A 20,776-nucleotide genomic window follows, 5' to 3' on the forward strand; every position below is an offset into this window, starting at 1 on the left:
AGTGGGGTGTTGAGGTGTCAGGCCGGTCGGGGTGATCGTGGGTGGTGTGCCACGGCTTGCGGCGCCCGTCACAGCCCGTCGGAGGTCACGCCCGCCTCTGTCCCTTACGGTTCGTCACGCCCGCCGTCGAGTCCACTGCGGCTCCGTCAGCGCCCAGTCCCGTTCCCACTCGGCCAACCGGTGTCGCAGGGAGACCCGTTGGGACACCGCGCGCGCGAGAAGGGCCAGGCCGATCACGCCGGCCGCCGACCACACGCCGACGGTCACCGTGTGTTGCCAGACGGCCACTTCACCCGGTGGCGGGGCGACACTGTGGCCCTTGGCATCGAGCCATACGGCCACCACGTCACCGCGTCCCGTGCCCGCGGGGACCGCGACCGTGGCCGTACGCGCTCCCTTGCCCGGTTCCGTCCAGCGCACCGCCACCGGGAAGCTGCGCGGGCGGTCCCCCTCCACCGAGGGGAGTTCGGCGGGCGGGGCGCCGATCACCTTCGCGTGGACGCGATGACGGTCGACGCGCTGGGTCGCGGCGATGGTCCGGGCCTGGTCATGGGCCCACAGGCCCGCGGCGGCGCCGGCCAGGGGCGCGCCGACGAACAGCAGGAGGGTGACGGCCAGCGCCGTCCACGCCTCCACGACATCCGACCGGCGCCGCAGCGGGTTCTGCCGTCGGCGTCGACTCCGTACCCGGGTCCGCATGTCGGTCTCCTCGCCGTCACCGGAGCCGAGGAACCGTAAGGCCGGAAGCCCCCTGTGGGGCCGGTCCGCCGCCGCCTCGACACCGCGCACGCATGCGAGCGTCCACACAGAAGTGGTACCCCGTCCGAGGTACTTCTCTCAACCGGAGGAGGAGTGGACCGACCGGCAGGCCGCGTGTGGCCGGTCCTCAGCCGAACCGTTCGATGCCGGTCCTCAGCCGAACCGCTCGATGCGGATGCGGTCCACCGGCTGGCCCGCCTCGACCAGCAGCCGTGAGGCATGCTCGGCGAAGCCGTTGGAGCCGCACACATAGGCTTCCCACCCACCGGAGGGCTGCTCGGCCAGGAGGGGCGCCACATGTGCGGCGGCCATACGTCCCACCGGCACACCCTCCGGTGCGCTGCGCGTGAAGACGGCCATGGTCTCCGCGCCGTACTCCCGCGCGTAGATCAACTCCTCGGGACTGCGCGCCGACACCACCAGCCGCAGCGGCACGGACAGGTCCCGCGCCCGGTGCTGTCGGAGCATGGACATCAGCGGTACGACCCCGGAGCCGGCGCCCAGCAGCAGGGCGGGCCGGTCGCCGGGCCAGGCGAAGAAGCCGCTCAGCGGGCCGCGGACCTCGACCTCGTCACCGGGCCTGGCCACCGTGTGGAACCAGCCGGACACCTCTCCGCCCTCGACATGGTCCAGGGTCAGCTCCACATGCCCGGCGTCGTCCGGGTGCGAGGCGATCGAGTAGTGGCGCTGCGCCACATAGCCGTCCTCGGCGCGCAGCCGCAGCATCAGGTGCTGGCCGGGCAGATGGCCGCCCCAGCCGGGCACCGCGAACCGGAACGACGAGGCGTGCGGGGTCTCCCGGCGGATCTCGGTGAGCGTGGCGGTCTGCCACACGGCGGCGGCGCGGTTGCTCACGGCGATACGGCCCGGCACCGCGAACTTGGTGGTGGGCGCGAAGGTGTCAGTCACCGGAGTACCGCTGTTCCTCCCAGGGGTTTCCCCGGGCGTGATAGCCGTTCTGCTCCCAGAAGCCCGGCTCGTCGTGGTCGAGGAGACGCAGGCCGGCGATCCACTTGGCGCTCTTCCAGAAGTACAGGTGCGGCACCAGCAGCCGGGCGGGGCCGCCGTGCTCGGCGGGCAGCGGCTTGCCGTCGTACTCCCACGCGATCCAGGCGCGACCGCCGGTCACGTCCTCGAGCGGGAGGTTCGTGGTGTAGCCGGTGTGCGAATACGCGACCACATGTGTGGCGGACACATGGGGCCGGACCACATTGAAGAACGCGTCCAGTGAGACGCCCCCGAACCGCACCCCGAACTTCGACCAACTCGTCACACAGTGGATGTCACCCTCGTAGGCCGACGCAGGCAGGTCGTGTGCCTGCGTCCAGTTCCAGGTGCGCGGCTGCTCCACGAGTCCGTCGACGCGGAACGTCCAGTCGGCCGGTGCGAGGTCGGGGGTGACCTCGGCGGACAGGACGGGCCAGTCGTCGCCCGCGTCGTACTGGCCGGGCGGCAGGCCGGCGTCGGGGACGCGCGGGCGTCCGGTGAAGCCTCGGGTGACGTGCATACGGGTGGAGCCTCCAGGCCGCTGCGGCGCGGGTCCGCCGGGCGAGCGTGATCAGTGGTTTCTCGTTTCAACGGTACGCGTCCACGAGGTATGCCCAGGTCCGAGGGCGACCGACGATCATTGCGGCCGTATGAACTCTCCCCGCGCGGGGGAATAGCCGCCCGGGGATCGAGCTTGGTCTTCAGTGCGGCTCGAACGGTGGCTCGGCGGCTTGAGTGCGGGCAGCCGGTGGTCGTGCTGGTGTGGTGACCACAGGTGATCCGGTGACTGCGAAGGAGAGTGAGGGAACAGATGCCGAAGGCGTACGTCTTCACGCGTTACGGGGGACCCGAGACCGAGGCGCTCGTCGAGGTCGACCAGCCCGGCCCCGGCCCCGGTGAAGTCCTCGTCGCGGTGCGCGCGGCCGGGGTGAACCCCGTCGACTGGAAGCAGCGCACCGGCTACCGGCGTCCCGGCGAGACCGGCTCACGCGCGTTCCCCGCGGTCTTCGGCCAGGAGGTCTCCGGAGTCGTACGGGAGACCGGTGCCGGAGTCGACGGGTTCGCCGTCGGCGACGAGGTGTTCGGCAGCACGGTGGCGGGCGGATACGCCGAGTACGCCCTGCTGCCCGTGACGGTCACCGCGCACAAGCCCGCCGAACTGTCCTTCACGGACGCCGCCACGCTGCCCGTCGCCGCGGCGACCGCGTACGACGGGATCCGCCAGCTGGACCTGCCCGCCGGTGCGACCGTGCTGGTCACCGGCGCGGGCGGCGGTGTCGGCTCCGCGGCGCTGCAGATCGCCCGCGCGCTGGGACTGCGTGCCGTGGGCGTGGCGAGCGAGGGCAAGAAGGACTTCGTGGAGTCGCTGGGCGCGGTCCACGTCCCCTCCGGACCGGACCTGGCCGCACGGGTACGGGCCGTCGCCCCGGACGGCGTCGACGGCGCCTACGACCTCGTCGGCGGCGAGGTCCTCGCCGAGGCCGCGGCCCTCCTCACCGACCCCACGAAACTGATCACCGCCGGGGCTCCCGCCCCCGAGGTCGAGAAGCTCGGCGGCGCCCGTGTCGAACGCGCCCGCAACTCCGCCGTCCTCGACGCGCTCGCGCAGCTCGTGATCAGGGGCCAACTGGACCCGCACGTGACGCGGACCTTCCCCCTCGACCGGGCCGGCGAGGCCCTGCGCACCGTCGAGGAAGGTCACGCCCGCGGCAAGATCGTGATCGAGGTCGCCGGATGAGCTCCGTGGACGAGCACGTTCTCGACAACCCCGCCCGTGCCGCCCTCACCGGTCCGCACGCCCACTTCGCCGAGCGGCGCGGACGGGTGCTGCGTTACCCGGTCGACGTGACCCCGTGGCTGGCCCTGCCCGACGAGCCCGACGCCGACGACTGGGCGGACGTCGCCGCGATGTCCGCCCCTGGCGCTGAGATCCCGCTCCTCGGCTTCCGGGACCGGGTGCCGGACGACTGGGAGATCACCTTCCACATCGACGGCGTACAGATGGTGGACGACGGGCTGGCCGCCGCGCCGGACCCGGAGGCGGTCCGCCTCGGCCCGGCCGACGTCCCCGAGATGCTCGACCTGGTGGAACGGACCAAGCCGGGCCCCTTCCTGCCCCGCACGATCGAACTCGGCACCTACCTCGGCATCCGCCGTGACGGCGCCCTCGTCGCCATGGCCGGCGAACGGCTCCACCCGCCCGGCTGGACCGAGATCAGCGCGGTCTGCACCGACCCCTCCGCCCGCGGCGAGGGTCTCGCGAGCCGCCTCATCCTGGCCGTCGCACACGGCATCCGCGAGCGCGGCGAGACCCCGTTCCTGCACACCGGCGCGAGCAACGCGACCGCCATCCGGCTGTACGAGTCCCTGGGCTTCCGCCTGCGCCTCAACACCGCGTTCCTCGCGGCCCGGGCGCCGGAGCACCTGACGCAGACGCGGCCGGTGGGGGTGTCGTAGAACCGAAGGGACCGGCAGCCGCTCAGCCGCCGCCCTCGGTGTCGCCCGGCCACGCGTTGTAGCGCTCCAGATAGCCGGCGAACCGGGTCAGGTCCTCCTCGGGCCAGCCCGCGAGCCGTTCCCGGAAGGCGGCCTGGCGGTTCTCGGTGACCTGGGCGAGGATCCGGCGGCCGGCGGTGGTGAGGTGCAGGACCTGGACGCGGTGGTCCTCGGGGTCGGGGCGGCGCTCGATGAGGTCGGCACGTTCCAGGGCGGCGACCTGGCGGCTGACCGTGGACTTGTCGAGGGCGTAGTGCGCGGCGAGGTCGGTGGCACGGCAGCCGCCCTGTTCCTCCAGGTGGCTGAGGAGGGTGTACGACACCAGTGACAGCTCGGGGTGGAGGCGGCCCGCCGAGGCCCGGGCGCGCCGGGCGAAGGTCGTCATCTCGCGCTGGATGGTCTCCACGGCCTGGTCCGCTCGCACTGGAATCTCCCTCGATCACCTGGTTGTTGCAGACTACAACTCGGAGGGGGGACCGGCCCCTCGCGGGCCCGGTGGTTGGGGTACTGTTGCTCCCCGGTCGCGGACGGTCGCGGCCCTGAACTCCCGGGAGGTGAGACCCATTTCCGCTGTGTCAGGTCGGGTGCTCTCACCTCAGGACAGCGCGGATCACCGCCAGTAGGTGACCGCGAGAGCGCCCTTCGGTTGCCTCCCGAAAGGCCCTCGGCTTTCATGCCCCCTCTTTCCCCCGCCTCCGTCGTCGCCGCGCTCCGTGCGGCGGGCTGTGTCTTCGCCGAGGACGAGGCGCGACTGATCCTCTCCGCCGCGCGCACCCCTGCCGAACTCGCCGCCATGGTGGACCGCAGGGTCACGGGCCTGCCCCTCGAACACGTCGTCGGCTGGGCCGAGTTCAGCGGTCTGCGCATCACCGTGGAACCCGGCGTGTTCGTTCCTCGCCGCCGTACCGAGTTCCTTGTCGAACAGGCCCTCGCGCACGCCCCGGACGCGTCCGTCGTCGTGGACCTGTGCTGCGGTTCGGGCGCGGTCGGCGCGGCGCTGGCCGCGGCCCTCGGCGGGGTGGAACTGCACGCCGCCGACATCGACCCCGTCGCCACCCGCTGCGCCCGCCGCAATGTCGCCCCCTACGGCGGCCACGTCCACACGGGCGACCTGTTCGCGGCGCTCCCCGACACGTTGCGCGGCCGCGTCGACATCCTCGCGGCCAACGTGCCGTACGTCCCCACGGGCGAGGTCGGCCTGCTACCGGCCGAGGCCCGCGAACACGAACCGCTGGTCGCCCTCGACGGCGGCACCGACGGCCTCGACATACTCCGCGCGGTGACCACCGGCGCCCCCGACTGGCTCGCCCCCGCCGGCTGCCTCCTCGTCGAGACGAGCGAACGTCAACTCCCTTCAGCGGTCGAGGCGTTCACCCGTGCCGGGCTGGAGACGCGGTCGGCGTACTCGGAGGAGTTGTACGCGAATGTTGTGATCGGGGTCAGGGGGGTGGGGGTGGGACTGGGCGGGTCGTAGCGCGGCTGCCGGACAGGGTGGGAGCGGGGGTTGTCGGGCGGGCTGGGCGCGGGTCAGGTCGTAGCGCCGCTGCCCGACGGGCTGGATGTGGTGCTTGGGGTGTGGTCGCCGCGTCCCCAGGAGCCAGGGCCTCGGTCGCCCGGGCCACCGCGTCCGTCGCCCGGGCCCTTGTGGGCGAAGGTGCCTGTGAAGGATCGGTCGGCCGTGCGGGTGCCGGTGGCGGAGCGGGTGCCGGTCAGGGAGGTCGTGTCGCCCTTCTTGAGGGCGGCGGCGCCCTGGGGCATGGCGGACGAGCCCACGGTCCAGGTCCACGATGTGCCGTCGTCGCTCTTGACGGTGACCTGGTCGCCGTCGACCTTCGTGACCGTCCCGCGCTGCCAGATCCGTACGACCCACTTGCCGGTGGTGTTGTCCTTGACCGTCGCCTCACCGTGCACGGCCGCGCCGCCGAGGCCGAACCCTCCACCGTGCCGGAAGCCGGGGCCGCCGGGCGACGGTGTGCCCGACGGGGACGCGGCGGCGGCCGGTATGGCGTCGCTGCCCGAACCCCCCGAGGTCGCCGCGTAGGCGACGGTGCCGCCGAGCGCCAGCACGCCCACGGTGGCTACGGCGATCACCGCCCGGGACCGCCTCGACCGCCGGCTCCACAACCGGTCGAGACCTCCGTCGCGTTCGGCGCCGCCGGGGCCCGTGAGCACCTCCCACTCGGGGGCGTGGTCGGGCATCGGAGGTACCGCCGAACTGTCGCCGGCTTCGTGCTCAGGATCGTGCGTCACGGCTCGCTCCCTAGGCCACGCGCGCGGCATCCCACCGGCACGCCTGCCTGTGATTCTCCGGGGCGGCCGATAAAGAACCGGTAATAAATCCCTGTGAATCCCGGGCCGCAGGCCCGTCGCCGTCTCGTCGCTCCCTCGTCGCCCTTTTTGCAACTAGTTGCAAAACCGCCTCCGCGTCCTCTACAAAAGAGGCACGACACCGCGCACGGAGGCCTCGATGAGCCGTTACCCGCACCTGCTGAACCCGCTCGACCTGGGCTTCACCACACTGCCCAACCGCGTCCTCATGGGCTCCATGCACATAGGCCTGGAGGAAGCCGAGCGCGGTTTCGAGCGCATGGCGGAGTTCTACGCGGCACGCGCGCGTGGCGGAGTCGGCCTGATCGTCACCGGCGGCATCGCGCCGAACGAGGCAGGACGGCCCTACGAGGGCGGCGCCAAGCTCACCACCGACGCCGAGGCCGCGCAACACAGCGAGATCACCGCCGCCGTGCACCGTGAGGGCGGGCGGATCGCGATGCAGATCCTGCACTTCGGGCGGTACGCCTACCACCAGGACCTCGTCGCGCCGAGCGCCGTCCAGGCGCCGATCAGCCCCTTCCCGCCCCGCGCACTCACCGGCGACGAGGTCGAGCAGACCGTCGAGGACTACGCCCGAGCGGCCCGCCTCGCCCGGCAGGCCGGCTACGACGGCGTCGAGATCATGGGCTCCGAGGGCTACCTCATCAACGAGTTCATCGCCGCGCAGACCAACCACCGCGAAGACCGCTGGGGCGGCTCCTACGAGAACCGGATGCGCTTCCCCGTCGAGATCGTGCGCCGGGTGCGCGAGGCGGTCGGCGAGGACTTCATCATCGTCTACCGGCTGTCGATGCTGGACCTCGTGCCGGGCGGCTCCACACTCGACGAAGTCATCAGGCTGGCCAAGGCGGTTGAGGCCGCCGGGGCGACCATCATCAACACCGGCATCGGCTGGCACGAGGCCCGCATCCCGACCATCGCGACCTCGGTGCCGCGCGGGGCGTACACCTGGGTGACGAAGAAGCTGATGGGTGCGGTCTCGATCCCGCTCGTGACCACCAACCGCATCAACACCCCTGAACTGGCGGAGCAGTTGCTCGCCGACGGGTACGCCGACATGGTGTCGATGGCCCGCCCGATGCTCGCCGACCCGGACTTCGTGGTCAAGGCCGCCGCCGACCGCTCCGACGCCATCAACACCTGCATCGGCTGCAACCAGGCCTGCCTCGACCACACCTTCAGCGGGAAGATCACCTCCTGCCTGGTCAACCCGCGCGCCTGCCACGAGACCGAACTCGTCCTCGCCCCAACGCGGTTGCGCAAACGCGTCGCGGTGGTGGGTGCGGGTCCGGCCGGTCTGGCCTGCGCGGTCTCGGCCGCCGAGCGCGGTCACGAGGTGACGTTGTACGACGCCGCGAGCGAGATCGGTGGACAGCTCAACGTCGCCCGACAGGTCCCGGGCAAGCAGGAGTTCGACGAGACGCTGCGCTACTTCCGCACGCAACTCGACGGACACGGAGTGGCCGTACGTCTCAACACCCCTGTGACATCAGGTGACTTGGCGGACTACGACGAGGTCGTCGTCGCCACCGGCGTCACCCCGCGCACCCCCGACATCCCCGGCGTCGACCACCCCAGCGTCGTCGGCTATCTCGACGTCCTGCGCGACCGCGTCCCCGTCGGCGACCGCGTCGCGATCCTCGGTGCGGGCGGCATCGGCTTCGACGTCGCCGAGTTCCTCACGGACGGCGGCGACAAGGCGAGCGAGGACCCGGCGACGTACTTCCGCGCCTGGGGCGTCGACATGGACTACACGGCCCCCGGCGGCCTGGCCGCACCCGAGCGGCCCGCCCCGCCGCGCAGCGTCCACCTCCTCCAGCGCAAGGCGACCAAGGTCGGCGCCGGCCTCGGCAAGACGACGGGCTGGATCCACCGCACCGAACTCAAGCACCGGGGCGTCACCATGGTCCCGGGCGTCCAGTACGACCTGATCGACGACGCCGGACTGCACGTCACCGTCGACGGCCGCAGCACCGTACTGGAGGTCGACACGGTCGTCCTGTGCACCGGCCAGGACCCGCGCCGCGACCTCTACGACGAGTTGGCGGCCGCCGGCCGCAGCGTGCACCTCATCGGCGGCGCCGACGTGGCCGCCGAACTCGACGCCAAGCGCGCCATCAAGCAGGGCACCGAGGTCGCGGCCGCCCTCTGAGGCCCGGCGCCCGTCCCTAGGATGACGTCCATGTCACTCCCGCACGCCATCCTCACCGCCCTTCTGGAGAAGCCGTCCTCGGGTCTCGAACTGACCCGGCGCTTCGACCGGTCGATCGGTTACTTCTGGTCGGCGACGCACCAGCAGATCTATCGCGAGCTGGGAAAACTGGAGGCCGAGGGCCAGATCCGGGCGCTCGCGTCCGAGCAGCCGGCCCGCGGCCAGAAGAAGCGCTACGAGGTCCTGCCCGCGGGCCGCGCCGAACTGGCCCGCTGGACCGCGGCCTCCCAGGACCCCAAGCCGCACCGCGACGTGATGCTGCTGCGGCTGCGCGCGGCGGCGGTCGTCGGCACGGACGGCATCGAGGACGACCTGCGCCGCCATCTCGCCCTGCACCAGCGGCAGTTGGCGGAGTACGAGGAGATCGAGAAGCGCGACTTCCCGCCCGGCCGGGACAGCGCCCAGGACCGGCTCCAGCACCTCGTGCTGCGCGCCGGCATCGACCTGGAGACCTTCTGGACGCAGTGGCTCACGCACGCGATCGAGGAGTTCGCCGAGCTGCCGTAGCCGTAGCGCGTGGGGGACGAGTCGCCGTAGGACATGGGGGAGGGGCCGCCCGTCGCCGGGCGGCCCCTCGTGGTTGCGGACGGTCAGAGGCGGTACGGCTTCGCGCGCCTGCGCAGGAACCAGGCCGTCGCGATGACGCCGACTCCGACCAGGCCCCCGCCCGCCGCCAGGGTGAGGGGGCCGTAGTCCTTGGTGGCACCGCCGAGGCCGCCCATGACGCCGCGTGTGGGCGAGGCCGTGGCGGAGACCGTGGGGGTCGTGGACCTGGACACGACCACGGACTGGGTGCCCGCGGGCGTGCTGGCGTTCTGGCACATGACGATGATGGTGTAGGTGCCCGGGGTGACGTTCGTCCAGGCCGTGGACTGGCTGACGGTGGTCCCCGCCAGGGTCGCCTTGCGGCCCTCGGCGAAGCTCCCCTGGCTGCTGGTGAGGAGCGAGCCGGTGCCCCAGACGCCGGTGGTGCGGTTCTGGGAGCACGCGCTGGTCGTGACCGAGACCGTGGTCCCGGTCGTGCTCACGGAGATCCCCGACGCCGCGCCGGCGGTTCCGGCGGTCAGGGCGAGGGGAAGAGCGGCGGCGGCTGTCACGGTCAGGCCGGAGCGGAGTAGTAGCTGAAAAGTGCGCATGGGACTGCCCTCCGGCGGCACGGTTGGCGGAACATCCCTTGCGCCGCCGGGATCGGGAAACGGCCGTGCTGCCTCCAAGGAAGCCAACGTGTTCCCGGCCGGTCCCGCATGCGGACGGGGACCGGGCAGGTGACGGATTCGTTCGTCCGGCTCAGGGGACCGGTTCGCGCGGGCTCACCGGGTGGGCGCCCTCCGGAGCAGCGGCTCCCGTGCGAGTGTGACGTGCGGGTTGTCGGGGGTGCCGGGGCGCCGGGGGGCGATGCGCACGGGTTCCGGAGGCCGGTTCGCGTCGGGAACACCCCGATCCGCTGCGGCGGCCAGCGTGTCCAGGGGCTCCGCGACCCGCGCGGCCGACTGGTCCGTCACCGAGGTCGGCACGACACCGTGCGAGCGCCGCTCGGACGGCTCGCGCCCCAACCGGGCTTCCAGCGGCCGGATTTATGTCGCCGAGTCCTACGGTTCTCCTATGGCCCGGCGGAGCCCGTCGTCACCGCCCGCTCCGCCGAGAACCCGCCCCACGTACCGTCCGGCAACCGCGCCCGGAGCCGCACCCGATGGCTGACCCCGGGATCCCCGCCCGCGTAGAAGCTGTACTCAGCGTGGTCCCGTGGCACGGTCCCGCCCCAGACCAGCGAGGTGGCCGGCTGTCCGTCGAGGTGGATCTGGTACTCCGTGACCAGTCCGTCCGTGCGTGGCGGCACCCAGGACAGGTCGATGTAGTACGCCCCGTCGTCGCCCCGGTGCGTGGTCGCGCGGAAGTCCGTGGGGGCGGTGCCGCTTCCGTCGTCGTCGCCGGGCGCGGTGGTGAGCGGGACGGCCGTACTCGCGGGCGAGAGATTGTCGGCGGCGTCCCGGGCCCGCACGGTGAAGGAGTAGCGCGTACTCGGCCGCAGCCCCGTGACCACGGTCGCGGTCTGGGCTCCGCCCACACTGTGGATCTTCGCCCCGCCCTGGTAGATGTCGTACGACACCACACCCCGGTCGTCCTTCGAGCCGCGCCAGGAGAGTTGGACGGCCCGGCTGCCGATGGCGCGGCCCTGCGGGGTGAGTGGACGGGTGGGCGCCGAGTGGTCGGCCTCGACGGCGACCGGTGTCCGCGCCCGGACCGTCCGGCTGCGCGGTCCCAGGCGGCCGTCGGTGTCCCGGGCCCGCACGGTGAAGGTGTACAGGGTGGCGGGCCTGAGCCTGGTGACATCCACCATGTGCTCGGAACCCGCTACTTCCTTCAATTTCGTGGTGCCCCGATATATCTCGTAGGTGCCGATGCCCGGGTCCGCCGTCACCGCGTCCCACATGACGTGCACGCTGGTCGCGCTCCCCGCCGCGGCCGTGACGCCCGCCGGGGCGCCGGGGGCGTGGCCGTCCTCCTCGTCGGTCGTGCCGCAGGACGCGAGCGGCAGGAGTGCGGCGCACACGACGGCCGTACGAAGGAGAGCGAGGGTGGCACGGACGCGTCGCACGATTCTGCCTCCCCGGCATCACGCGGGCACCACACGACGGAAAAGGTCCGGACCAATATGACCCGGGTGGTGCGGCCGCATCAAGAGGGGCGCCGTTGCCGACCGGTCACGAGGGTTACGTATGCTGAAGTCCTCACGGCTGAACTCGCCCCTGGGAGTGGGCAGTTCATGCCGGTGGCGCGGACCGCTGTCGTCGCTGATCCCGCGCCGGCGCGGGCGGCCGGGTGGCCGGAGCCGACATCGGCTCGGGTCCCCGGCCCCCGTCGGGAGTCACGCGGGTTCAGGGGCCCGGCCTCCGTCGGAAGTGACACCGGTTCAGGGTCTCGGTTTTCGTCGGGAGTTACGCGAGCTCAGGGCCTGGGCCTCCGTCGGGAGTTCGGGGCGTGCACCGTCCGGCCCCCTACCGGTGGCCGCTCGATCGGACCGGTACCAGGGTGGGCTGAGTGTCCGTCAGATCCCCCAGGAGAGGGTCCCTATCGTGCGTGTCCAGTCGCTGACGCTGGCCGCGGCCGGCGCCGCCCTGCTCGCCCCGACCACGCTGCCCGCCGCCGCCCCTGTCGCGTTCGTCCGGCCTCAGGCGGGGCCGGCGGCGCTGCGCGAGGGTGACGTCCGCGCCGCCGACCTGCTCGCCAAGGTGCGTGACTGCGTGCCCGTCTCGCGCGGCCGGTACCGCAGTGACGACGGGGAGCGCGCGACGATCCCGGTCTGCGGAACCAAGGAGGCCGTCTACTGGAAGGCCGACCTGGACATCGACTGCGACGGCCAGGCCGGCGCCCGCTGCAACGCGCGCACCGACCCGCTCTTCTCCTCCATGACGGCCTTCCAGCAGTCCGACGGCCGCTATCTGAACGCCGAGCGGCTCCCGTACATCGTGGTCCCCGCCGCGAGCGCCCTCTGGAACCACCGGGACCACGGCATCGGCGGCGGTTCGGTCGCCGCCGTCGTCTACCGGGACCGGGTGCAGTACGCCGTCGTAGGAGACGTCGGTCCGCACGACATCATCGGCGAGGCGTCGTACGCCACGGCCAAGGGGCTGGGCATCCGCGCGGATCCGCGCGGCGGCGGGACGGACGCCGGGGTCACCTACATCGTTTTCAAGGACTCGCAGGTGAAGCCGATCGAGGACCACGCGGCGGCCGTGGAGACGGGACAGCGGCTGGCGCGGCTGTTCGTGCGGGACGCGGACGCCGCTGAGCGTCCAGGGTCGTAGGGCGCGCAGTCTGCCGAGCCTTCCGGGGCGGAGTCGTCAGACCGCCGACCAGCCGTCGTCGACCGGCAGGATCACGCCGTTGATGTTGCTCGCCGCGTCCGAGGCGAGGAACACGATGGCGGCGGCCTGCTCCTCGGGCTGGGCCAGGCTGCCGACGTTGACGAAGTGCGCGCCGAGCGCCGCCGGACCGTGGGCCGTGCGGTCGGCCTCCACGGAGATGTCGGTCGCCGTCGCGCCCGGGGCGATGGCGTTGGCCCGGATGCCCTGCTTGCGGTACATCACGGCGAGGTTCTTGGTCAGGCCCGCCACCCCGTGCTTCGAGGCCGTGTAGGCGGCGCCCGCCGCGCTGCCCCGCAGGCCCGCCTCGGAGGCGGTGTTCACGATCACGCCCCGGCCCGCCGCGAGCATGTGCCGCAGCGCGGCCCGGGTGAGCAGGAAGGGCGCGGTCAGGTTGACCCGGATGACCCGCTCCCACTCGGCGTCCTCGACGTCCGCCAGTGCAGACATGCGGTCCATGATCCCGGCGTTGTTCACCAGCACGTCGACCCCGCCGAACTGCTCCACGGCGGTCGCGACCACCTCGTCCACGACCACCTGCTCGCTCAGGTCGCCCGTGCCCGCGACGGCGGTACCGCCCGCCTGCTCGATCTCCTTGACGACCGCCCCGGCGCCGTCCGCGTTCAGGTCGGCGGCCACGACCTTGGCACCTTCGGCGGCGAAGGCCAGGGCGGCGGCACGGCCGATGCCCGAACCCGCTCCGGTGACGATGACGCTGCGTCCGTCGAGTCCAGTGGCCATGAGGTGCTCCTGTCCTTGGTGCGAGGGCTCTGCGCCGCCTGGGGTCCCCACACCGTACGACTTGATGTCGTTGAGTGACATAAAGTCATGGTGGAGAATCCCCGGAGGTCACGACCGCAGCCGGAGGGGAACTGATGACCGCACCCAGCGGACGCACGGGACGACCGCCTCTCACCGAGGCACGCAAGGCCGAGATCCGCCTGGAGATCGCCCGGGCCGCGGTGGAGCTGTTCGTCGCCCAGGGCGTCGCGGCGACCACCGGCGAACAGATCGGCCGGGCGGTCGGCGTCTCCGCCCGCACCGTGTGGCGTTACTTCCCGAGCAAGGAGAGCTGCGTACGACCGCTCTTCTCGGCCGGCATCGACGTGATCGCGGCCCGCCTGCGGGAGTGGCGCCCCGGCCACCCCCTGCCGGAACTCTTCGACCCGGCCCTCGCGACCGGCCTCCTCGCCGCCACCGGCCCCGACGGCGCCACCGGCAGCGCCCTGGTCCGCCTCACCCGCACCGAACCGGGCCTCCGCGCGATCTGGCTCCAGACCTACGACGAGGCGGAACCGGCGTTCGCCCGCGCACTGGCCGACCGGGCGGGTCTACCGGCCGATGACCTGCGGCCCATGATCCAGGCCGCGATGCTCAACGCGGCGTTGCGGGCGGCGGTGGAGCGGTTCGCGTGGAGTGTGAGCGAGTCCGTGACGGACGCGGGGGTGGGGGAGGCCGAGGTGGCGGAGACGTTGCGCTCGGCGCTGGCGATCGCGGCGGAGGGGGTTTCGTAGAGCGACCGGCCGTGGGCATCGGGTGTGTGGGGGAGAGGACGCAGGGCGGGCACGGATCCTCGTGATCCTGGAGTACCTACGGTCAGTGATCACGATGGACGGCCGTGCCCACGCTGCTGTCCTGCTGCTCGGCACAGCTCAGGGTGCGGCTACCGTGCTGGGCGGAACGGTTCCAGGATGCGGATCCCGTCCTCGATGCCGCCGTCCATCAGTTCCAGCAACTGGGGCACCAGGTCCTGCATGCGGGGTGCCTGGAGGTGGCCGTCGAGGGCCTCGCGGCTCTCCCAGCGCTCGAAGACGACGAACGTGCCCGGTTCCCCCTCGACCTGGTGGGCGTCGTAGTCGATGTTGCCCGCGTCGTGGCGTGACGCGGTGACTGCGGCCGTCATGAACGCCTTCATCGCGGCTTCCTTCCCGGATCTGGCGCGGGCTTCCCACAGCACGGTGACGTAGTGGCTCGACGTGGTGGTCATGGTTGCTCCTCCTGGCTCCGAACAGCGTCTTCGTGCGCCGTTCACGACTCGACACTGAGCCCCGGGGAGCGTCGGCGGGAGCTACGGGGCTTCGTGGTACAGCGCGTACCACCCGGCGGGGCGGGGCGTGCGCGAGGATGGTGCGCATGGATCAACTCGGTGCCGCGCTGCGGGCGTGGCGGGACCGGCTGGACCCCGCGACGGTGGGCTTCGCGCACGGATCGCCCCGGCGGGTCCCCGGTCTGCGGCGCGCGGAGCTGGCGACGCTGGCCGGTATCTCGGTCGAGTACGTGGTCCGGCTGGAGCAGGGACGGGTGGCGACACCCTCGGCGCAGGTCTGCTCGGCCCTGGCGCGCGCCCTGCACCTGTCCGACGACGAGCATGCCCACCTTCTGCGGATGGCCGGACACGCGGCGGACCCGAGCCGGGTCCCGCGCATGATCCCCGGGAGCTTGTACCGGATCGTGGACCAGCTCTCCGCCAACCCGCTGGCGATCTACGACGCCACCTGGCAGTTGCTGCACTGGAACCCGCTGTTCGCGGCCACGTTCGGGGATCCCACGGTCCGTGGTGCGGGAGACCGCAACGTCCTGGTCTGGCAGTTCCTGGGTGAGCTCCCCAGGGTCCGGCAGACGGCGGCCGAGCGGGCGGCCTTCGAGGAGTCCCTCGTCGCCGACCTGCGCGCGACGACGAGCCGGTACCCCGACGATCCCGACCTCGCGGCACTGGTGTCGAGGCTGAACCCCAGCCCACGGTTCCGCGAGTTGTGGAGCCGCCGGGCGGTGGGCGGTCACCAGAGCGCGCACAAACTCGTCCAGCACCCGGATGTCGGCGACATCGCCCTGAACTCCGACATCCTCGCCACCCAGGACACGAACCTCCGCCTCGTTGTGTACACGCCGCAGCCGGGCACCGACGCCGGCGGCAAACTCGAACTCCTCGCGGCCATCGGGGTCCAGAGGATGTCTCCGCAGGGATGAGTGCCCGCGTCCCCAGCGGCCTCGGCGGGTGGACCGTCCGGTGGGCCGTTCGGTGGCCGAGACCGCTGGGTGGTACGCGCCGTACCAGGAAGTCCCGTAGCTCCCGCCGATTCTCCCGGGAACCCAGCATGGAGTGCGTGAACAGCGCACGACCGTGCTGTCCGAACCAGGAGGAGCCAGCATGACCACCACCTTCATCACCGGGGCCAACAAGTCCCTCGGTCTTGAAACCGCTCGTCGCCTCGTCGAGGCGGGACACACCGTCCTCCTCGGTGCCCGCGACCGCGAGCGCGGCCGGGCCGCCGCCGAGTCGCTCGGCGCCCGGTTCGTTCAGATCGACGTGACCGACGACGCCTCGGTCCGGGCCGCGGCCGCGGATGTCGCCGCGCACGAGGGGACGATCGACGTCCTGGTCAACAACGCCGGCGTCCTCGGCAAGGTCGGCCCCGTCGAGGACTGCACCGCCGCCGACATGAGCGCCGTACTCGACGTGAACGTCGTCGGGATCGTGCGCGTCACGCACGCATTCCTCCCGCTGCTGCGCGAGTCGCCGAACCCCGTCATCGTCAACGTGTCCAGCGGGATGGGTTCCTTCGGCATGACCCAGGACCCGGCGCGGATCGAGTCGCAGTACGCCCTGCCCCTCTACTGCGCCTCGAAGGCCGCGGTCACGATGCTCACGACGCAGTACGCCAAGGAACTGAAGGACGTGAAGGTCAACGCCGCGGACCCCGGGCAGACCGCGACCGACTTCACCGGCGGCCTCGGCCACAGCGTCGCCGACGGCGCGGAGTCCATCGTGACCCTCGCGACGATCGGCCCGGACGGCCCGACGGGACAGTTCATCGACCGCGCCGGGAACCTCCCGTGGTGAACAACTTGCCCTGAACTCAGGGCCGGTCGACTCGCGACCGGCCCATGATTGCCGTCGAGCGTCGAGCGTCGAGCGTCGAGCGTCGAGCGTCGAGCGTCGAGCGTCGAGCGTCGAGCGTCGAGCGTCGAGCGTCGAGCGTCGAACCGCTCCCTCCTTCGCGCGCCGCACGCTGCCTGCTCTCAGCCTTCCGCGACGCCCCCGCCTCACACCTTCCGGTAGGTGTACGCCTCCGCGGCCGCCGCCTCCACCGTGTCCAGGTCCGCTCCCGTCGATGCCGTGACGACCGCGGCCACCGCGCCCTCGACGAACGGGGCGTCCACCAGGCGGGTGCCGGCCGGGAGTTCGTCGCCTTCGGCGAGCAGGGCCTTCACGGTGAGTACGGCGCTGCCGAGGTCGGTGAGGACGGCGACTCCGGCGCCGCGGTCGACGGACGCGGCCGCCGCGGCGATGAGTTCGGAACTGGTGCCGAGCCCGCCGCCCTCGGTACCGCCGGCGGCAGCGAGCGGTACCGAGGCGCCCGCGCCGGACAGCCCGCGCGCCAACTCGGCCACGGAGGCGGCGACTTCAGCGCTGTGCGACACCAGCACGATGCCCACCAGCTTCTCGTCACTCACCGGTGGCCTCCGCGATCGCGGCTTCCTGGAGTGCGGCGATCAGCAGCGACGAGGACGTGGCGCCCGGGTCCTGGTGCCCGATGCTCCGCTCGCCGAGATAGCTCGCCCGGCCCTTGTGGGCCTGCAAGGGTGTGGTGGCCACGGCGCCCTCCTCGGCGGCAGTGCGCGCCGCGGCGAAGCCGTCCGGGAGAGCGTCGACCGCCGGGACGAGGGCGTCGATCATGGTCTTGTCGCCCGGCGCGGCACCGCCAAGGGTCATGACCGCCTCGACTCCCGTGCGCAGCGCGAGGGCGAACTCCTCCTCGCTCACCTCGCCGGCGTCCCCGAGCGCCTTGCCGGTACGGCGCAGCAGCGTGCCGTAGAGCGGGCCCGACGCACCGCCGACCGTCGAGATGAGCGTGCGTCCGGCGAGCATGAGGACGGCGCCCGGGGTGTCCGGTGCCTCCTTTTCCAGGGTGGCCGTCACGGCGGTGAACCCGCGTTGCAGGTTCGCGCCGTGGTCGGCGTCGCCGATGGGTGAGTCGAGGTCGGTGAGCCGTTCCGCCTCGCGGGCGACGGAGGCGGCGGTCGCCGTCATCCAACGGCGGAAGAAGTCGGCGTCGAGCACGGGATCTCCTTGCGTGGTGGGTGAGTTGACCGGGTGGGCCGCCGGGTCACATGCCCCAGCGCAGTCCCGGCGTCCTCACCGGCGCGTCCCACAGCCGCAGCAGTTCCTCGTCGATCTGGCACAGGGTGACCGAGGCACCCGCCATGTCGAGGGACGTGACGTAGTTGCCGACCAGTGTGCGGGCGACGGCGACGCCGCGCTCGGCGAGCACCCGGTGGACCTCGGCGTTGAAGCCGTAGAGCTCCAGGAGTGGGGTCGCGCCCATGCCGTTGACCAGGACCAGGACCGGGTTGCGCGGCGACATGTCTTCCAGGATCGCGTGGACGGAGAAGTCGGCGATCTCGCCGGAAGTCATCATCGCGCGCCGCTCCCGGCCCGGCTCGCCGTGGATACCGACGCCCAACTCCAGCTCGCCCGGCGGCAGATCGAAGGTGGGGCTGCCCTTGGCGGGGGTGGTGCAGGCGCTGAGCGCGACACCGAAACTCCGCGAGTTCTCGTTGACCTGCCGGGCGATCGCCGCCACCCGGTCCAACGGCTGCCCCTCGGCCGCGGCAGCCCCGGCGATCTTCTCCACGAACAGCGTCGCACCGGTACCGCGCCGCCCCGCGGTGTAGAGACTGTCGGTGACGGCCACGTCGTCATTGACCAGCACCTTCGCGGTCTGGATGCCCTCGTCCTCGGCGAGCTCGGCCGCCATGTCGAAGTTGAGCACGTCCCCGGTGTAGTTCTTCACGATGAAAAGAACCCCGGCCCCACTGTCGACAGCGGCCGCGGCCCTCACCATCTGGTCGGGCACCGGCGACGTGAACACCTCACCAGGACAGGCCGCCGACAGCATCCCCGGGCCGACGAACCCCCCGTGCAACGGCTCGTGCCCAGACCCTCCACCGGATACAAGCCCCACCTGCCCGGCCACGGGAGCGTCCCGCCGTACGATCACCCGGTTCTCGATGTCCACGGTCAACTCGGGATGGGCGGCCGCCATGCCTCGCAGCGCGTCCGTGACCACGGTTTCCGCGACGTTGATCAGCATCTTCATGGGTACCTCCTGGCGAGATCAGCAGATGGGCCTCTGGCCTGTGTCTGTGCTGGTCAGAGTGGGTTTGGTCGGTTGTGGATCTTGGCGGTCCCTGGCGGTTCGAAGCGGGCTCCGGCGGTACTGATGCTGATTTACTGCTGACTTTGATGACGGCTCGTCAGCTGTCTGGGATTGGTCGGACGAGGCGCGGCGGGAGCGCCCTTGTGGAAAGTATCGACCTTGCAGCAGTGAAGGTCACGGGCTCGGACGCGCATGGGCGTGCCAGGCCGCCTGCTGGGCCGGCCAGGGGTGAGAGCAGGTGCTCAGAGACAGCCGTCCGCGACATGCGGAGGGCACCGGATTCACCACGCCGAGGAACGTGGGGAGGACGTGTCGATGCCGATGCCGATGCCGATGCCGATGCCGATGCCGATGCCGATGCCGAGGCCGGCGCTCAGGCTCCCGGTTCAGTAGTGCGAGCTGTGCGGGTGGCGCAGGAGTGCCAGCACGTTGCTCCTGGCCGCCCTCGGCTTCGCCAAGGCCTTCGCCATTGCCGGGGTGTACGGACCCGTCGTGCACACCGTGCTGGGTACCGAAGCACTGTCCGCAGGGCAATGGGCGACGCCGGCACCGGCGCCGTCCTGAAGCCGCGCCCGTCAGCCCGGCCACCGGTCCCGACCGCGGACAGTCCGGCTCAGTGGCCGGTCGTGACCTTTCGTAGGCCGTAGAGCGCAGCCCCGAGGACGAGGACCGCGGTGCCGGAGACGACGGTGCTCGCGGGCAGGGCGAAGGCGAGGGTCGCGCAGCCGGTCAGGCCGATGGCGGGGACGAGGCGGTTCGGACGGCCTTCTTCCTCGGTGAGGGTCCAGGCGGAGGCGTTGGCGATGGCGTAGTAGGCCAGGACGCCGAAGGAGGAGAAGCCGATCGCACCGCGTACGTCCGTGGTCGCGGCGAGGACGGTGACCACCGCGCCGACCGCGAGTTCGGCGCGGTGGGGAACACCGAAGCGGGGGTGGACGGCGGCCAGGGCGTGCGGCAGGTGCCGGTCCCGGGCCATCGCGAGGGTGGTGCGGGAGACCCCGAGGATCAGTGCGAGCAGTGAGCCGAGCGCGGCGACAGCGCCGCCGATACGGACGGCCGGCACCAGCCGGTCGGCGCCCGCCGCGCGCACGGCGTCCGACAGCGGGGCGGTGGCGCCCGCCAGAACGTGCGGACCCAGCAACGCCAGGACGGCGACGGCGACCAGGGCGTAGACGGCGAGGGTGATCCCGAGTGCGATCGGGATGGCACGCGGGATCGTACGGGCGGGATCGCGGACCTCCTCGCCGAGGGTGGCGATACGGGCGTAGCCGGCGAAGGCGAAGAAGAGCAGGCCCGCGGCCTGGAGCAGTCCGGCGACGGTGGTGTCCGAGCCGATGGCCAGCCGTGCGGTGTCCGCGTGGATGGAGGTCAGGGCGGTGACGATCACGGCGGCGAGCACGGCCAGGACGACCGTGACGATGGCGCGGGTGAGGAGGACGGACTTCTGCACCCCGGTGTAGTTCACCGCGGTCAGCGCGACCACGGCGGCCACGGCCACCGCGTGGGTCTGGCCGGGCCAGAGATAGGCGCCGACGGTGAGGGCCATGGCCGCGCACGAGGCCGTCTTGCCGACCACGAACGCCCAGCCGGCCAGGTAGCCCCAGAAGTCGCCGAGGCGTTCGCGGCCGTAGACGTAGGTACCGCCGGACTGCGGGTAGCGGGCGGCGAGCCGTGCCGAGGACGTCGCGTTGCAGTAGGCCACGACGGCGGCCAGGGTCAGAGCGAGCAGCAGCCCCGAACCGGCGGCGTCGGCCGCCGGGCCGAGGGCCGCGAAGATCCCGGCCCCGATCATCGACCCCAGACCGATCACCACGGCATCGGACACGTCCAGACGCCGCTTCATCCCACCCGTGCCCGCCGGGGCCCTGTCCGCGTTCATCGCCTGCTCCTCCTCGTACTCGGCGCACGGTAGCCGAGGAGGAGAGGGGCACTGCCGGAGAGGCATGGTCCTACTGTGTCGCGTGCCG

The 20,776-nt window shown here is 72.0% G+C and carries 23 protein-coding genes; 9 read left to right on the forward strand and 14 right to left on the reverse strand.

Annotated elements, in window-relative coordinates:
- Window positions 1-114: 114 nt before the first annotated feature.
- The 3 genes from OG504_RS46820 to OG504_RS46830 form a co-directional block, all read right to left on the reverse strand.
- Entirely contained in the window at window positions 115-789 is a 675-nt protein-coding gene (locus OG504_RS46820) for a hypothetical protein (protein ID WP_405995257.1), read from the reverse strand.
- Window positions 790-912: 123 nt separating this feature from the next.
- Window positions 913-1,668 (reverse strand): ferredoxin reductase, encoded by a 756-nt coding sequence (locus tag OG504_RS46825; protein ID WP_405995258.1) that lies wholly within the window; start codon window positions 1,666-1,668, stop codon window positions 913-915.
- Complete coding sequence (locus OG504_RS46830) at window positions 1,661-2,266, reverse strand: sulfite oxidase-like oxidoreductase (protein WP_405995259.1); 606 nt, start codon at window positions 2,264-2,266, stop codon at window positions 1,661-1,663. Before OG504_RS46830 ends, OG504_RS46825 begins: the two co-directional genes overlap by 8 nt.
- Before the next feature lie 291 nt (window positions 2,267-2,557).
- Here OG504_RS46830 and OG504_RS46835 point away from each other — a divergent pair, with 291 nt between their 5' ends.
- Window positions 2,558-3,484 carry an NADP-dependent oxidoreductase gene (locus OG504_RS46835; protein ID WP_405995260.1) on the forward strand — a complete coding sequence of 309 codons (927 nt, stop codon included), beginning with the start codon at window positions 2,558-2,560 and terminating at the stop codon, window positions 3,482-3,484.
- On the forward strand, window positions 3,481-4,203 hold the full coding sequence (locus OG504_RS46840) for a GNAT family N-acetyltransferase (RefSeq protein WP_405995261.1): 723 nt from the start codon (window positions 3,481-3,483) through the stop codon (window positions 4,201-4,203). Before OG504_RS46835 ends, OG504_RS46840 begins: the two co-directional genes overlap by 4 nt.
- A 22-nt stretch (window positions 4,204-4,225) precedes the next feature.
- Here OG504_RS46840 and OG504_RS46845 read toward each other — a convergent pair whose 3' ends face one another.
- Complete coding sequence (locus tag OG504_RS46845; RefSeq protein ID WP_405996599.1) at window positions 4,226-4,627, reverse strand: MarR family winged helix-turn-helix transcriptional regulator; 402 nt, start codon at window positions 4,625-4,627, stop codon at window positions 4,226-4,228.
- 288 nt (window positions 4,628-4,915) lie between these two features.
- Between OG504_RS46845 and OG504_RS46850 the strand changes: the two genes are divergently transcribed.
- Window positions 4,916-5,716, forward strand: a complete 801-nt coding sequence (locus OG504_RS46850; RefSeq protein WP_405995262.1) for a putative protein N(5)-glutamine methyltransferase — start codon at window positions 4,916-4,918, stop codon at window positions 5,714-5,716.
- A gap of 53 nt (window positions 5,717-5,769) precedes the next feature.
- On the opposite strand, the gene OG504_RS46855 is transcribed toward OG504_RS46850, so the two are convergent.
- The gene (locus OG504_RS46855) at window positions 5,770-6,492 is read right to left on the reverse strand and encodes a hypothetical protein (RefSeq protein ID WP_405995263.1); all 723 of its coding nucleotides are present in this window, start codon (window positions 6,490-6,492) and stop codon (window positions 5,770-5,772) included.
- Between the two features lie 217 nt (window positions 6,493-6,709).
- Between OG504_RS46855 and OG504_RS46860 the strand changes: the two genes are divergently transcribed.
- Window positions 6,710-8,725, forward strand: a complete 2,016-nt coding sequence (locus tag OG504_RS46860) for an FAD-dependent oxidoreductase (RefSeq protein ID WP_405995264.1) — start codon at window positions 6,710-6,712, stop codon at window positions 8,723-8,725.
- A 30-nt stretch (window positions 8,726-8,755) separates the two neighbouring features.
- Complete coding sequence (locus OG504_RS46865; protein ID WP_405995265.1) at window positions 8,756-9,292, forward strand: PadR family transcriptional regulator; 537 nt, start codon at window positions 8,756-8,758, stop codon at window positions 9,290-9,292.
- An 83-nt stretch (window positions 9,293-9,375) separates the two neighbouring features.
- Here the strand turns inward: OG504_RS46865 and OG504_RS46870 are convergent, their stop codons facing one another.
- From OG504_RS46870 to OG504_RS46880, 3 genes are all read right to left on the reverse strand, one after another.
- Complete coding sequence (locus OG504_RS46870) at window positions 9,376-9,921, reverse strand: hypothetical protein (protein WP_405995266.1); 546 nt, start codon at window positions 9,919-9,921, stop codon at window positions 9,376-9,378.
- A 174-nt stretch (window positions 9,922-10,095) separates the two neighbouring features.
- Entirely contained in the window at window positions 10,096-10,338 is a 243-nt protein-coding gene (locus tag OG504_RS46875) for a hypothetical protein (protein WP_405995267.1), read from the reverse strand.
- A 47-nt stretch (window positions 10,339-10,385) separates the two neighbouring features.
- On the reverse strand, window positions 10,386-11,381 hold the full coding sequence (locus OG504_RS46880) for a fibronectin type III domain-containing protein (RefSeq protein ID WP_405995268.1): 996 nt from the start codon (window positions 11,379-11,381) through the stop codon (window positions 10,386-10,388).
- Between the two features lie 478 nt (window positions 11,382-11,859).
- Between OG504_RS46880 and OG504_RS46885 the strand changes: the two genes are divergently transcribed.
- Window positions 11,860-12,591 carry a glycoside hydrolase family 75 protein gene (locus OG504_RS46885; RefSeq protein ID WP_405995269.1) on the forward strand — a complete coding sequence of 244 codons (732 nt, stop codon included), beginning with the start codon at window positions 11,860-11,862 and terminating at the stop codon, window positions 12,589-12,591.
- Window positions 12,592-12,627: 36 nt separating this feature from the next.
- On the opposite strand, the gene OG504_RS46890 is transcribed toward OG504_RS46885, so the two are convergent.
- On the reverse strand, window positions 12,628-13,389 hold the full coding sequence (locus tag OG504_RS46890; RefSeq protein ID WP_405995270.1) for an SDR family NAD(P)-dependent oxidoreductase: 762 nt from the start codon (window positions 13,387-13,389) through the stop codon (window positions 12,628-12,630).
- Between the two features lie 134 nt (window positions 13,390-13,523).
- Here OG504_RS46890 and OG504_RS46895 point away from each other — a divergent pair, with 134 nt between their 5' ends.
- Window positions 13,524-14,162 (forward strand): TetR/AcrR family transcriptional regulator, encoded by a 639-nt coding sequence (locus OG504_RS46895; protein ID WP_405995271.1) that lies wholly within the window; start codon window positions 13,524-13,526, stop codon window positions 14,160-14,162.
- A gap of 149 nt (window positions 14,163-14,311) precedes the next feature.
- On the opposite strand, the gene OG504_RS46900 is transcribed toward OG504_RS46895, so the two are convergent.
- Complete coding sequence (locus OG504_RS46900; protein ID WP_405995272.1) at window positions 14,312-14,635, reverse strand: putative quinol monooxygenase; 324 nt, start codon at window positions 14,633-14,635, stop codon at window positions 14,312-14,314.
- Between the two features lie 146 nt (window positions 14,636-14,781).
- Here OG504_RS46900 and OG504_RS46905 point away from each other — a divergent pair, with 146 nt between their 5' ends.
- Entirely contained in the window at window positions 14,782-15,615 is an 834-nt protein-coding gene (locus OG504_RS46905; RefSeq protein ID WP_405995273.1) for a helix-turn-helix domain-containing protein, read from the forward strand.
- A 181-nt stretch (window positions 15,616-15,796) separates the two neighbouring features.
- Window positions 15,797-16,489 (forward strand): SDR family NAD(P)-dependent oxidoreductase, encoded by a 693-nt coding sequence (locus tag OG504_RS46910; RefSeq protein ID WP_405995274.1) that lies wholly within the window; start codon window positions 15,797-15,799, stop codon window positions 16,487-16,489.
- Window positions 16,490-16,692: 203 nt separating this feature from the next.
- On the opposite strand, the gene OG504_RS46915 is transcribed toward OG504_RS46910, so the two are convergent.
- The 4 genes from OG504_RS46915 to OG504_RS46930 all read right to left on the reverse strand — a co-directional run bounded on the left by OG504_RS46915 (window position 16,693) and on the right by OG504_RS46930 (window position 20,688).
- Window positions 16,693-17,103: a PTS-dependent dihydroxyacetone kinase phosphotransferase subunit DhaM gene (locus OG504_RS46915; RefSeq protein ID WP_405995275.1), complete on the reverse strand. Its 411-nt coding sequence runs from the start codon at window positions 17,101-17,103 to the stop codon at window positions 16,693-16,695.
- The gene (dhaL, locus tag OG504_RS46920) at window positions 17,096-17,710 is read right to left on the reverse strand and encodes a dihydroxyacetone kinase subunit DhaL (protein WP_405995276.1); all 615 of its coding nucleotides are present in this window, start codon (window positions 17,708-17,710) and stop codon (window positions 17,096-17,098) included. The genes OG504_RS46915 and dhaL overlap by 8 nt, the downstream gene beginning before the upstream one ends.
- Window positions 17,711-17,756: 46 nt before the next feature.
- On the reverse strand, window positions 17,757-18,749 hold the full coding sequence (gene dhaK, locus OG504_RS46925) for a dihydroxyacetone kinase subunit DhaK (protein WP_405995277.1): 993 nt from the start codon (window positions 18,747-18,749) through the stop codon (window positions 17,757-17,759).
- A 673-nt stretch (window positions 18,750-19,422) separates the two neighbouring features.
- Complete coding sequence (locus OG504_RS46930; protein ID WP_405995278.1) at window positions 19,423-20,688, reverse strand: APC family permease; 1,266 nt, start codon at window positions 20,686-20,688, stop codon at window positions 19,423-19,425.
- Between the last annotated feature and the right edge of the window lie 88 nt (window positions 20,689-20,776).

The sequence above is a fragment of the Streptomyces sp. NBC_00986 genome (assembly GCF_045162565.1).
GTDB lineage: Bacteria > Actinomycetota > Actinomycetes > Streptomycetales > Streptomycetaceae > Streptomyces.

Excerpts from the sequence above, each read along its gene's own strand:
- OG504_RS46830 (WP_405995259.1), bottom strand. The coding sequence starts at position 2,266 with ATGCACGTCACCCGAGGCTTCACCGGACGCCCGCGCGTCCCCGACGCC.
- OG504_RS46835 (WP_405995260.1), top strand. The coding sequence starts at position 2,558 with ATGCCGAAGGCGTACGTCTTCACGCGTTACGGGGGACCCGAGACCGAG.
- OG504_RS46840 (WP_405995261.1), top strand. The coding sequence starts at position 3,481 with ATGAGCTCCGTGGACGAGCACGTTCTCGACAACCCCGCCCGTGCCGCC.
- OG504_RS46845 (WP_405996599.1), bottom strand. The coding sequence starts at position 4,627 with ATGACGACCTTCGCCCGGCGCGCCCGGGCCTCGGCGGGCCGCCTCCAC.
- OG504_RS46850 (WP_405995262.1), top strand. The coding sequence starts at position 4,916 with ATGCCCCCTCTTTCCCCCGCCTCCGTCGTCGCCGCGCTCCGTGCGGCG.
- OG504_RS46860 (WP_405995264.1), top strand. The coding sequence starts at position 6,710 with ATGAGCCGTTACCCGCACCTGCTGAACCCGCTCGACCTGGGCTTCACC.
- OG504_RS46865 (WP_405995265.1), top strand. The coding sequence starts at position 8,756 with ATGTCACTCCCGCACGCCATCCTCACCGCCCTTCTGGAGAAGCCGTCC.
- OG504_RS46870 (WP_405995266.1), bottom strand. The coding sequence starts at position 9,921 with ATGCGCACTTTTCAGCTACTACTCCGCTCCGGCCTGACCGTGACAGCC.
- OG504_RS46890 (WP_405995270.1), bottom strand. The coding sequence starts at position 13,389 with ATGGCCACTGGACTCGACGGACGCAGCGTCATCGTCACCGGAGCGGGT.
- OG504_RS46895 (WP_405995271.1), top strand. The coding sequence starts at position 13,524 with ATGACCGCACCCAGCGGACGCACGGGACGACCGCCTCTCACCGAGGCA.
- OG504_RS46900 (WP_405995272.1), bottom strand. The coding sequence starts at position 14,635 with ATGACCACCACGTCGAGCCACTACGTCACCGTGCTGTGGGAAGCCCGC.
- OG504_RS46905 (WP_405995273.1), top strand. The coding sequence starts at position 14,782 with ATGGATCAACTCGGTGCCGCGCTGCGGGCGTGGCGGGACCGGCTGGAC.
- OG504_RS46910 (WP_405995274.1), top strand. The coding sequence starts at position 15,797 with ATGACCACCACCTTCATCACCGGGGCCAACAAGTCCCTCGGTCTTGAA.
- dhaK (WP_405995277.1), bottom strand. The coding sequence starts at position 18,749 with ATGAAGATGCTGATCAACGTCGCGGAAACCGTGGTCACGGACGCGCTG.
- OG504_RS46930 (WP_405995278.1), bottom strand. The coding sequence starts at position 20,688 with ATGAACGCGGACAGGGCCCCGGCGGGCACGGGTGGGATGAAGCGGCGT.